This is a genomic window from Flavobacterium davisii (genome assembly GCF_042182265.1).
Lineage (GTDB): Bacteria > Bacteroidota > Bacteroidia > Flavobacteriales > Flavobacteriaceae > Flavobacterium > Flavobacterium davisii.
The window spans coordinates 1,889,992-1,902,444 of sequence record NZ_CP097869.1 but is presented as its reverse complement, the minus strand read 5'-3'; the positions used below and the strand labels follow the sequence as shown (position 1 = coordinate 1,902,444).

Sequence of the window (12,453 nt, the reverse complement as noted above, 5' to 3'; positions counted from 1 at the left end):
TTATTTTAGGACGAGACAATTACTGCCACGCGAAAGGATTCGCGCGGGAGCGGGGCATCTAGACAGTTTTATACTCCACATATTTGCCCACTGTATCATACGGTATACTTGTATGAGGAGACCTAATTATTAACGTATTCCAAGGCTTCCAAACATCTAAAAGTTCAGTATTTGTTATTTTATGATGCTCTAAAACACCTTCGATAAAATAATCTTTCAATGGCATTTCCGAGACTCTTTCAACTCCATCTTTGATAAGGACTATTTTATACTCCAATTCATTATTTTTATTAATGTAAAAAGTAAACACTCCACCATCCCAAGAACTCAAGTATTCTAAATCTCCATCATTATCATATTGTGTTGGTAACAAATTATTATCTTTCTCATACTCAAATATCATAGACATCATTCTGTCATTTGCCCATTGATAAAATACTTGTGCATAACTTAAAAGGTTTTGCTTTTGTAGACCAGAATCCCACCAGTAATGTTCTAAAAATTTTCCATCGGGATAAATCTCAATTTTTGCCTTGTTAAATTTTTCTGATGTATCTAATATTTCTTTTTGCTTTTTATGTATTATATCAGCTATGTCAAACAATTCAAACTCTCCCCATAAATATTTTTCACCGCATTTAATTACTGTAAGTTTTGGTTCATAACCACCTGCTTCAGTAAAATTTATTTCAATTAAAATTTTATCCCAAACTTTTTCTTTGAAAAATTTATTTATAATAACTAATACTTCTTCCATAATTAATTTGAAATTAAATAGTTTTTCTTAACAGCTCCATTTTCTGATAATCTTACACGCATACTTATAGGTCGTTTTGAGCTACCTGCAAAAACGAAAACCATTTCTGCTTTATATATTGAACTAGGATTATTTCTCTTAAGTGAAGATATTTCCTGTTCCATATTATACCAATCTCCTCCAGCTCTATTTTGCGTAGGACTTTGAGAAAAATAGTTTATCTGCTCACTTGGTCCTCCCCACTCATTTCTAAAAATATGCCCACCATCATCATTTGAATAACCATCTTTTACTAATTTAGTCTCTTGCTGATAGGTTTCATTTCTTGCTCTAGTAGTGAAGTCTATGTCTTCCATTATAGCTTTATTAACTCTTCCCAATTCATCAGTTTCAAAAACATATCTACCATTATCAACTACATATCGGAAGTTCTTCATCAATGGCGGTGCAACGTTAAGAAATTTATTCCATCCCTGTCCAGCATCCCCCGCTGTAGCGCGTATTTCATTATTCAGAATCTCTGCCCATTGTTTTCCTTCTTTATCAACTAAAACTAATTTTCCTTCTATTCTTTTAATTGTCCAAGTACTTGGTAATTGTTTGGTAATTTCAAGTAATTCAGCAAGCTTACTGCCACCTAAAGTATTTTCAAGATTCTGTAAGACATCATCCCCCCTGGCGCAAGAATCTTTTACGTTCGCTAGTGCGAGCTTCTAGCTCGTACCCACAACTAATCCTGTCATATCACCAAATTTATATTTCCTGCTCATTTTTCAAAAATAGTAAAAAAATGATTTTCTTTGTGTTCACGAGCTAGAAGCTCGCGCTAGCCTTTGTTTAAATTAGACAAGACGCTAGAGCCGCAGGGGCTATGACAGCTTTAAAATATGACCCACAACTGAAAGAATATTATAATAAGAAAAAGATGGAAGGTAAAAACTCGATGCTTGTTTTAAATAACATTAGATGCAAACTTATAAGCAGAGTTTTTGCTGTAATCAACAGAGAAACTCCATATATAAATACTTATAAATTTGCATCTTAATTTTAACATTTCTAACTTGTTTTTTATCATAGAATGCATAGCAGCATTTTATGGGAACACTTCGTATCTGGGGGATCCTCCGTTATCATCAAGAGCATTTTTTGCTTCAACTATGTTATCTAAAATCCACTTATAATATTTACTAGTTTTATATTTTTCAGTAGCCTCTTCGATTTTATTTATAAAATTTGTACTCTGAAAAACACCGCTCAATCTAGCAAAATGATTTGACACAGCTTCAAAGTCATCTTCGTTATCTAGGCTTTCAATAAATTCAATCGTTTTAATTTCATTTATCATTAATAATGTCTCAATAATATTTGAATACAACACGTGAGCATAATCATTAGGATGCAGCTTCTGTTTATTGTGAACTAAATATAACAATTCAGTATCTCGAAAAGAGAATATACAATTTTTTGATTTAGTATCAAAATTCATTTTATTAATATTTTGGGTTCTTTATTAATTGTCCTAAAGCATTTGGTTGAAATTCACTATCAGGAAAAACTGTTGCAAATTTACCATCTGTTTTTATAATCCCTACTCTTACACCTTTATATGTATCGTATATAGCTATACCATCAGCCAATTTATTATAAGCAGATTGATTTTTTTGAATAACATATTTTGAAGCTAAATCAATTTCCTGCTTTGTCCAAGAGGACGGAAACCAGGATTGACCTACCCCGCTCCCGCGCGAATCCTTTCGCGTGGTATTTACAATTTAAAAAACTGAAAAACACAAATATCTCCCAGTAATCCTCTTTCTCCAGAATAATCGACTGCACTACTATATTTGTAATCTTCAGGTCTAAACACTATCTCTTCTGCAACTGGATTATTGTGAATGTAATCAATTTTTTGTTTGATTACTTCAAGTTGCTAGTTGATTATTTTTATCATTTATTACTGCCACGCGAAAGGATTCGCGCGGGAGCGGGGGAAATCTTGAACTAGCGTTCTCTCATTAAAACCTTTTGATTCATATTGAACAGGATTATCAACTGAATGTAGAGTATTCTTTTCGTCTAAATAAATAAAGAAACACTCTTTTTGAGTTGACAAATCGCCTAACTCTTTAAAATCTACAATATCAAAATAATCAAGTAAACCCTCAGGTAAAAAATGCTTTATAAATTCCAAATCCATCGATTAGATTGCTATTAATTAAAAAAACAAATTTAATCAAATCCCCTGAAAATGTCTCTGACCCGAAGTTTTTCCCCCATAACAGGTGAGAGTTTTTGTATGACAACACAAAGTGTTTGCAAAGAATTATTTGTAAAATATCTGGAAGATTTCAGCAATCACAAGCCAACAGAGTTAAAGATTATGATAATTGATAATGCCGCATTTCATTCCACAAAGGATGTGATAATTCCTGACAATATATTTCTTTTGCCAATTCCACCATATTGCCCAGAACTTAACCCTGCTGAGAAAATGTGGCAATGGATGAAAGATAAAATTGCAATGAAAATTTATGATACTTTAGACGACTTAAACCAAAAAATGGAAGAATTGATTAAAATATCTGATGATAAAACAATTAAATCAATAACAGGCTATCCGTTTTACATGAATGCTTTTTACAGTGTTTTCAAAGTTTAAACGGTATAAAAACAGAAAAATTATGGAAGAATTATTATATAAAAAGTCCTATTATTGTAAACCAATAGTAGGACTAAAAATGAGTTGTAAATATATTTTAGGATTAAGTATAAACATGTAAACTTATTTTAGGACGAGACAGGGGAAACTTATAATTACGACTCATAAATCAAAAATAATACTTTACAAGGTAAAAAAACAGTTATGCTTGCTTTTATTGAGATGGATCTATAATTATCTCGTAATCTAATTCTGAAAATTCAAAGCCTGTAATATTATTTTCTTCAATGGCTTCTTTTAGATTTTCCGAAACTATATTGTCCATAAAAAAACTTTGCATAGGAAAATAATCTAGCTTCTCATTCAATACTATTTTTTTTTTTATAAAATCTATATCTTTTTCAAAATATAACTCTTCACTTTTTTCAATATAATCATCAATATTTTTAAATGAAACTAAGGTTTTTAAAGCAGGATTTAAAAACTCTGATTTTGAAAAACTAATATATTTTGCCAATTCTTTAAATAATAATTTTCCTGTAAATTGAAAAATAAAATAATCATATTTATCATTTTCAAAAATTAGGTTACTACTATAAAAATAATGTGGATTTGAGATATTAAATCTATCAAATATTGTTTTAGCCCTTTTAGATATAAGTAAAGACCCCAACATACTACTCGATTCACCAATAAATGGATGAACATCAAATAATTTCCAATCCCAATATTTTTTTTTATCAAAGCTTTCTAAAAAAAAGTAATCAAAAATTGGTGCATTAATAATTATTTCTCCATCACCAATTTTTTTAAAATAATTTTCATTTAGATTATTAATAAAATTTGCGCTTGAAACTATCCTGTCTCCATAAAAACTTCTAATTGCAATTTTGTAATATTTCATTTTATAAATTAATTATTTCATTTACATCTTTACTCCCTAATAAAACATCATTTTCTAGCTTCATTTTAGTGTTATTTATTAATTTCTTTATTTCGTTAAACTTTCTTATTTCTGAATAAGAATCGTTACCTAGAATCTCATTTAATTTTACAGTCATAGCTTGATCGTATTTAGGATGGTTTGTATGCCCGTTCAAATCAATAGCAGCTTTTTTCTTTTGCAAAGGCATTGCATTATCTAATCCATTAAACTCAAAACTTTTTCCATTGTTTTCAGCCCAGAAAAGTAAATCTTTTAATTTTTGATTTTTTTCTAATACTTTAATAGGAATAACATGATGTACTTCAAAATTTAGATCATCGGCAACATTGTATTTTTTTGCATAAACCCACCACTCTTCAAAACTTTGGTTTTTAACATATTTGTCAAAGTATTTTCTTGCATAAATAACTGCTTCTTCTGTCTCTAAAACATCACGAACAGTATGTCTATAGTATTCTATTTTCTTGTATAGATCCTCAGGAGTATTTAGTATGAACTCTTTTGGTTTCCCCATCTCAACCCCTTCACCTGTACAAGTCGAACATTCTTTAACAGGCGGAGAAGATAGTTCTGTTGCTGTACCGTCTGGTGACACTTCATACCATTTGGTATTATCAGCACGTTTTATACCATTTTCAAAGATCGTTATAGCACCATCAGTGGTATAAACTTTTTTGCCAGTAGCTTGGGCAAGCGCTTTGGCGCTAGCTAAATCATTACATGACAAAAGTACAATTCCTTTTATTTTTGGATCCAGTTTTTTAGTTAAATATTCCGCTAATTCTTCTGGGCTTACTTCAATATTATCCCATAAAAAATTTCCATCATCTAAAGCATGTAAACTTAATGCTACTTGATCTGAGGTACGATTCAATAATTGACGAACATTTTCTTTAAATAATGTTCGCAAACGAATACTAATTTGTGGTTCTAATTTTGCAAGTGGTAATATTACTAGTTTCCCCGCCTTATTAAAGGCTGCTTTTACGATTGGACTCGATAATTTAGCGAACTTACCCATTGCTTGTCCTATGACATCCAATCGTTCGACTGTTTGTAAAAACTTAGAGGCTATATTGGCTTCACCTGCTCCAATAAAACAAGAAGCTACAACAAAAACAACTTTACCGCTCAAATGACTTACCATACATGGATTTGCAGTTGCCTTTTTCCATTCTTGGTCAATCATATTACCTAATGCAGACCAACTGAATTTATTTAATGCTTCTTTAAATTTAGCCCTTGCATTATCTTTATTGGTTATCAAATTCATGAGCCCTTCATCTGCTTTAACCACAAGAGATAAACCTTGAGGAACACCAGCTACTAACTCAACAAAACCATTCCAAACACCACATAATAAAGCAAACTGCATACGACTTTGTGAATACTTTACTACATCTGTATTGCCTGTATTCATAAACTTATCCATTTCGTCATTTATAATAGACAAGCTAGCTACAGAATACACCATTGAGGGTAATGGGTTGTATTGTGCATGATCAGGGTTATAAAAACGCTCAGGTATTTTTGCTTCTTCAATTAGTCCTGCAATTCCGTCCAATAATGCTGTTAAAGGATTGAATTTGAGTTCTGGTAAATCAAGAGTTGCTAAAACAGCTGAAAGATATTTTATATATATCCCTGTTCCTTCCGCATCTCTTCCTTTAATTTCTTTTCCTAAAAACGTTTTTATAGACGCTTTACCTTGTGCATCAAAATCAATCCAAAGTGCAATTTGTTTACCAGGCAAATCATTAACATAAGATGCTATTTCAGTCTTTTTTTGTTCTGGTGTTTTAGTGTCTGTCAAATAAATTTTGCAAACCAACTTACTAGAAGTATTTATAGTTTGCAATTCAGAAAAAACTTTTTGCTTTTCAGCATCAGAAATCACCTTAGTATAATCAAACAAATGATTTTCTGAAGTATTTACTGGTTTATTGTCTGGCGAATAAGTTTGATTCGCATTTTTTCCAAGATTATTTATATAATTAGCATAACCTGAACCTGTTTCAGAACCTGAATTAGAATCACTATTGCATGGTAAAACGCCCCAATAAACATTTCTATCGTCATCCTCTTTCTTCTTAAATTCAGCTTTGCCTTTTATAGTGCCTACATATGCTTGTAATGCTTGTAAACTATTAATTTTATTTTTAATTAATTCATATGTTGTTTTGATATACTTTCTCTCATTACAATTCAGCTCGTTATCATAAAACAACCAAATGACATCTTTATCATTTGTAGGCTTTATTTTTATAGAATATTCAATTTCTTTCCCATCAACTTTTGCGATATACTTACCTTTGGCTTCATCCCAAAAATAATTGACTTCTCTATTATTAAACTTATCCTCAAATCCACCAAGAGTAGCTAGTGGCGCAGTATATCTTGATGATGAAATAACAGTGTTCAATTGACTTTTAATAAAAGTTAAATCAGGAGCAATCGCATAGCCACCTGCCAACTCCCCCTGCTCGCTACTATCCAAAGCATACACTCCAAACTTAGGATGGCTGATACGTTGCCAGTGTACATAGGCTAGTTTAGTCCCCGAGGTATAATCCATTAACCAAGGGGTGTTACTATTCTTACTTCCCGTGTTAAACTCCTCCCATGGGTGTTGGAGTTCAAACACACCGTGTCCGAGTTCATGGGCAATGATATCGGTTATATTAGATACTGCTTTAGCATCGTCGCCTTTTTGAGCTCCAAAAACAAAACCGCATTGCGAATGGCGCGGCATAAAACCAGATATAGGTCGACTAGGTGTAATACCCGAGGTCACAAAAATATAGTACTGATTTTTATCGGCGGGATGTGTTTTTTGATAGGTTTCTACAAATGTGGCTTGGTCTTCTGAAAGCTTGTCTAATAAGGCATCCTTTCCGCATTCCATTTCGGTTTTGGCAACAGTATAATTAGCGGCTACGGTCACTTTAAACTGCACTGCAGCATCTTTATAAATGCCGTTCAATTGGTCTTGTAATCCTGTTGGCAGTACCGCATCATTAACAGGTATAAGAGTCAAATTGACCTCAGGAAGTATTTTAATAGGAATTATTTTGGCCACACCTAGCACTTGATTTTTGGCACCGTCTTTACCTGGTAACAATGCCATAAGCTCTACGGGTGCGGAACTATCATACACAGGAACTTCAAGGGTTTGATAAGCCTTGCCGTTTTTCATTACCATAGTACCTATCTTTTTGGCGGTACTTCCTTTGATATTAAATTGAATCTCCTCGGGTTTAATACCTGAACCTTTAACTTCTATAACCGCCTCTACATAGTCAAAACTACGACTTCCTTTACCATCATTTTGAATTCCTTTGTGGTATAAGTTGTATGAAGTAGCTCCGTCAGGGATGGTTTTGTATAGTTTTTGGATAGCAGGATGTGCCTTTGTTGGCATTTGATCATCGGCATATTTGCTTTCTTTTGCTCTTTCAAATGTAACCCGTGCGGCTATTGCTGCTAAACTGGTAACGGTACCTGAGGAGCTTACGCCTTGTGTATTTTCGGCATTGGGGATAAATCCAGCGGCTTGTCCTTCGTTTAACGCTACAGGCTTATCACCTCCTTGGGGTATAGCATATACATTCCCTTTAGGATCTCGAATAACAACCAATTCGCCGGGATCGTGGTCAAAGCTTTGCGTTTGTCCATCGGCACCAGTTACTACTATAGCATTGCTACTTACCGAAATATGTGACAAATCGGGAATTTCGAAGTTAGTCTCAAATTGGTGTTCTTCGATATCGGGAGAGAAGTAGTCAAAAACATTCTCTATTTGGTCGTATATTTTTCCAACATCTATAATATTTTTCCATGAGGGATCATATAGAGCTTTTATATCACCTTTTACCAATTTAAAATCGGTATTGATGCTAATATCTTTAAATTCAACACCTATTTTTACAAAGGACAAATAAGGTACGCTTACGTAACCTTTGCCTGTATAGGCTCCTTTTCCACTTACTTCGGTCAGCTTGATGGCAAAATCGCCTGCCATAATAACCTGATCGTTTGGTAATTCCCCTTGAAAAAGGGCTACATTACTCAGATCCACATTGGGTTTCATACCACATTTTATGGCAATAGCATCTTTAGTCGGTTGCGTAAATTCGTCAACAGGGGTATAATTAACCAGTCCTCCAATACATTCGCCACCCACACGATATTCGTAGGTAGCACCCGCTTCAAGGTCGTATATTTTGGCTTCGTTGTTATAATATGCCGTAGGATACCAAGTGGTACTTCCTTTTTTTCGGTATTCTATTTTATAATCTAGATAACTAGGGTCGGATTGCCAAGTAATTTTAGTTTGGGTAGCGTTTAAAGAAACGGCAAGTACAAACTTAGGTGGTTGACAATTGCCTGGATAAACGAAATCGAAAATTTCGCTATAGCCCTCGTTATTAAAAACGGCTTTGTCACCAAAACCAGGTTGACTAAGTGCTTTGACACGCCAAGCGTATTTACGTCCTGCTATAAGTTGGGGTTCAGTAGGACCATAAAGTAATGCCGTTGTAGGTGTGGTGGTTTTATATAAAGGAATTTGGGTTAAAAAAGCATGATTGGATGGGACTTGCTGATCAAGTATTTCGACCAATTCAAATTCATATTCAATATTTACAGCGTTGATATGACGGGGGGTCCAAGTAAAAAACAAATTTTGTGGTTCTTGAAAAGTAACCACTTGATGCTGAGTAGGTGTATTGAGTAATGGGGGTTCATTATATACAAAATAATAAAAGGTACACGATTTTTGAGAAATTCGCTGGTTGGTTATAAAATCATACACCTCAACGCAGTACTTATAGTTGCCTTGTGGGAGTGTGCCACTATACTGGTTTTGATTGATGCCTGTGAGATTTTCTAATTGAAAATAAGGTGCTAGATCAATATTAGAAAGTTGTAAGGTTTCACCTCCGTTAATAAACAAATTATTAGCTCCCAATACTACAGGTACTGATTGTGCTTGAATTCCATTGCCTTCAATATAGAGTTTTAAGCGCACTTGACGGTGCACGACATTCAAATCGGAGGTATAAATATTGACTAAATATTTTTGATTTGCCGTAGTGGCATAACTAGACAAGGTAGATAAATAAGGAGGCAAAACGGTACTATTAACCTGTACGGGATAGAGTTGTGCCCATCCTAAACTGCTTAGGAACAAAAATAGGATACTAAAAAGATGTCTTAACTTTATCATTTAATTGTTTTTTTATTTAACTAATAAGGGTGATTTTTTTAACCAGAAAGAGCACAAAAAAGGCACAAAGCACACTCAAGTTTCTTGTATATTTTTAATTCTTCTTAACCGAAAAGAGCGCAATGAAGGCACTAGGATCGCAAAGTTTTTTTACTTTGTGTGACTCTGTGGAAACTTCGTGCGACTCTGTGAAACCTTAATCGCAAAGGGCGCAAAGATTTTTCAAAATCAAAAGAATCCAAATAATCTAAAAATTCTAAATTTTAAATTCTTCTTAACCACAAAGAGCGCAATGAAGGCACTAGGATCGCAAAGTTTTTTTACTTTGTGTGACTCTGTGGAAACTTCGTGTGACTCTGTGAAACCTTAATCGCAAAGGGCGCAAAGATTTTTCAAAATCAAAAGAATCCAAATAATCTAAAAATTCTAAAATCTAAATTTTTCTTTATACTTTTTAACATAGGCATCCATTCCTTTTACTTCCAGTTCATCGACTATGTTAAGTGTTTTTTTTGATTTTTTAAATTTCTCGTAATATTGTTTTTTTATGGCTGTCACCGAATTATGAAAACGAGTGTTCCAATCTGGATTGTCTAATTGGAAATAGCAGCTCATTTGTGCCATAGTAAAAATATCTTTTTTTGATAGTTTTATCTTTTCGCTTAACATTTGTTGTTCAAAAATCAAGAATTCTTCTTGGTTTTGAAGATCGTCGGCGGAAGCATTGAGTTTATATTTAGTTGTTAAATCTTTTTTATTAAAAACTAAATCACGGTTAATGTCTTTTCGCATTTTCGCCAAGGCTTCTTCTTCTGATTTTTTATAAAATATTGTAAATTCATTTATTTTTTTGAGTGTTTGGTATACATTTTCAACGTCTTTTTGAATTGTTTTTGCTAGGGTTGTTTTTTCTTTTTCTTCTTGGGTTGTATCTAGTTTATCAAGGTTTTGTTGTATTGTATTTTTTTGATTGGATACGATTTGTTTTTCTTCTTCTAGTCCTTCAAAATCTGTTGTATTAATTTTATCGTCTATTAATTGGTTTATTGATTTAGCATCTAGTTCATAATGGGTTTCTGATAGATGAAGGCTTATTTTTTGTTTTGTTACTGATTCTATAGTTGTTTTTTTAGCATTTTCTAGTTTTTCTTTCTTTTTAGTACCTGCAAAATTAAAATTATAACCAAGGGTAATGGTTAGATCATTGATTTTATTGGATGTTGAAGTATTTATTGAATTGGCTATTAATTGCGATATCATAAAGTTAAAGTTATGTTCTTCAAACAATTTATAACTTGCATTAAAACGGCAATTAAAGTTGGTTGCTTTGTTGCTTGAATTTTTACTTGTGTTATAGGAGGTAGACCATTGTGTGGTTAATTTGTCTTTAAAATATTTTTTACTAATGCCTATCACGGGACCAAAAGTATAGGAATCCTGCCCTCCCATTTGGCTTATTGTATAGTTCAAAGAGGTATTAAAGGCCCATTTACTTTTTATTAAAAAATGGGTATACAGGGCATTCAGATTATGAAAGGCTGTTTTTTGATTCGGATTAACCTGTCCTCCTTGCTCATTTTCAACTTGATTATAGTTATAATTAAAGCTGCAATTGCGTTTTGCTTGTTTGGATTCTGGTAATTGATAATTGGTATTCCACATTAAGCTATTGGACAATTGACGATAATTCAACTGATTTATAGCGTTAATAGCTGGATTGGTTTGATTGATTTGTACAAATTGGTCAGGATTTACGTTAGTCGTGGTGGATTGATTGGTAAAACTAAGGTTAGTAGATAGTTTTTCATTTATTTTAATGTTTGTGTTAACGGTTCCTACTAGTCGATTAGTGGTTTGTGCTTTTTTATGATCTAAATTATCTTTTTGAACTCCAAGATTTAGGCTTAGCTGTACTTTATCTTTAAATAAGGGTCTGGCGGCATTGATCATGATATTTTGTAAGTCATTGGAAAAAAAATAGGCTCCTAATGTTTGATAACCAGGATCAACACGCTCAAAACTGGCTCCTAAAACCATTTTTTGAAGTTTGTAATCAAATCCTAATTTGATGGCTTTAAAATTTTGTGTGGATTCATTTCCTCTTAGTAATAAAGAGGCAATTCCATCCACAGTATGATGGCCTATGGCTCTTTTATCTTGCACTAAAGAGGAATGGGTATAATCACCATAGATTTTGGTATTATTTGAAACTTGTGATTCAAAATTAAATGCTATAACAAGGTTTTCTTTAGGACTTAAGTTTTGTATATTGGGTGCAACTGATTGATATAATAATGGATTTTCTTTGTCTTTTGCATAAAAGCTTATTAATCCTACTTTATATTTATTTTTTATTAATTCTATTTTTGTTCCGTACCCCCAACGTTCAAATACGGGAAAACTATTAGGATTGTAAATATCATTTACTTCTTTTAATAATCGCCCGTACATCGCTGAAATTTTGATAGGGCCATCGGGTGTAAGTTCAATACCTGCTCCTGTAAACATGTGGCCTGCTAGGGAATAGGGAGAGAAGTTCATTGAGGCATCGCCTATATAAGCTGAAATCCATTTATATCTGGGATTAAGGCTTAAACGATTGAAATTAAAAGGTACTTGATAACTCAGTTTGCCTCCCATATTGGAAAAATTATAGGAAATGGGCATTGAAAAGGAATAGAATGAAACATTCAAATTTCCTGTAAAATTGTATACAAAGGGGGCTCTTGCATCTCTATTTGAATTGAAGAAGGTGGAACCTATTGATAAACCGCCTCCAATTTTAAAAGGTTTTCCATGAAAGGATCCTAAATCTATAGTTTGAGCGGTGACATTTATACTCAACACTAATAATAGTTTTTTTA

9 protein-coding genes are annotated in these 12,453 nt (G+C 32.9%); 1 reads left to right on the top strand and 8 read right to left on the bottom strand.

Annotation, left to right across the window (positions count from 1 at the left end; translation table 11 throughout):
• Positions 1-58: 58 nt before the first annotated feature.
• The 5 genes from NAB20_RS07890 to NAB20_RS07870 all read right to left on the bottom strand — a co-directional run bounded on the left by NAB20_RS07890 (position 59) and on the right by NAB20_RS07870 (position 2,954).
• A complete protein-coding gene (locus NAB20_RS07890) occupies positions 59-757 on the bottom strand; it encodes a hypothetical protein (protein ID WP_375604910.1) in 699 nt (232 codons plus the stop codon).
• Positions 758-759: 2 nt separating this feature from the next.
• Positions 760-1,194, bottom strand: a complete 435-nt coding sequence (locus tag NAB20_RS07885) for a DNA/RNA non-specific endonuclease (protein ID WP_375604909.1) — start codon at positions 1,192-1,194, stop codon at positions 760-762.
• 656 nt (positions 1,195-1,850) lie between these two features.
• The gene (locus tag NAB20_RS07880; RefSeq protein ID WP_375604908.1) at positions 1,851-2,243 is read right to left on the bottom strand and encodes a hypothetical protein; all 393 of its coding nucleotides are present in this window, start codon (positions 2,241-2,243) and stop codon (positions 1,851-1,853) included.
• Positions 2,244-2,247: 4 nt separating this feature from the next.
• Entirely contained in the window at positions 2,248-2,448 is a 201-nt protein-coding gene (locus NAB20_RS07875; protein WP_375605778.1) for a hypothetical protein, read from the bottom strand.
• Positions 2,449-2,711: 263 nt separating this feature from the next.
• Positions 2,712-2,954, bottom strand: coding sequence for a hypothetical protein (locus NAB20_RS07870; protein WP_235878313.1), 243 nt, complete (start codon positions 2,952-2,954; stop codon positions 2,712-2,714).
• Between the two features lie 51 nt (positions 2,955-3,005).
• Here NAB20_RS07870 and NAB20_RS07865 point away from each other — a divergent pair, with 51 nt between their 5' ends.
• Positions 3,006-3,416, top strand: coding sequence for a transposase (locus tag NAB20_RS07865; protein WP_375604907.1), 411 nt, complete (start codon positions 3,006-3,008; stop codon positions 3,414-3,416).
• A gap of 214 nt (positions 3,417-3,630) precedes the next feature.
• Here the strand turns inward: NAB20_RS07865 and NAB20_RS07860 are convergent, their stop codons facing one another.
• From NAB20_RS07860 to NAB20_RS07850, 3 genes are all read right to left on the bottom strand, one after another.
• Entirely contained in the window at positions 3,631-4,320 is a 690-nt protein-coding gene (locus NAB20_RS07860) for a hypothetical protein (protein WP_375604906.1), read from the bottom strand.
• A 1-nt stretch (position 4,321) separates the two neighbouring features.
• A complete protein-coding gene (locus NAB20_RS07855) occupies positions 4,322-9,589 on the bottom strand; it encodes an AHH domain-containing protein (RefSeq protein WP_375604905.1) in 5,268 nt (1,755 codons plus the stop codon).
• A 426-nt stretch (positions 9,590-10,015) separates the two neighbouring features.
• On the bottom strand, positions 10,016-12,433 hold the full coding sequence (locus tag NAB20_RS07850) for a hypothetical protein (protein WP_375604904.1): 2,418 nt from the start codon (positions 12,431-12,433) through the stop codon (positions 10,016-10,018).
• Positions 12,434-12,453: the final 20 nt, after the last annotated feature.

What these genes read in the sequence shown, in the direction of transcription:
- NAB20_RS07890 (WP_375604910.1), bottom strand. Translation starts at nt 757, where the DNA reads ATGGAAGAAGTATTAGTTATTATAAATAAATTTTTCAAAGAAAAAGTT.
- NAB20_RS07885 (WP_375604909.1), bottom strand. Translation starts at nt 1,194, where the DNA reads ATGAAGAACTTCCGATATGTAGTTGATAATGGTAGATATGTTTTTGAA.
- NAB20_RS07880 (WP_375604908.1), bottom strand. Translation starts at nt 2,243, where the DNA reads ATGAATTTTGATACTAAATCAAAAAATTGTATATTCTCTTTTCGAGAT.
- NAB20_RS07870 (WP_235878313.1), bottom strand. Translation starts at nt 2,954, where the DNA reads ATGGATTTGGAATTTATAAAGCATTTTTTACCTGAGGGTTTACTTGAT.
- NAB20_RS07865 (WP_375604907.1), top strand. Translation starts at nt 3,006, where the DNA reads ATGTCTCTGACCCGAAGTTTTTCCCCCATAACAGGTGAGAGTTTTTGT.
- NAB20_RS07860 (WP_375604906.1), bottom strand. Translation starts at nt 4,320, where the DNA reads ATGAAATATTACAAAATTGCAATTAGAAGTTTTTATGGAGACAGGATA.
- NAB20_RS07855 (WP_375604905.1), bottom strand. Translation starts at nt 9,589, where the DNA reads ATGATAAAGTTAAGACATCTTTTTAGTATCCTATTTTTGTTCCTAAGC.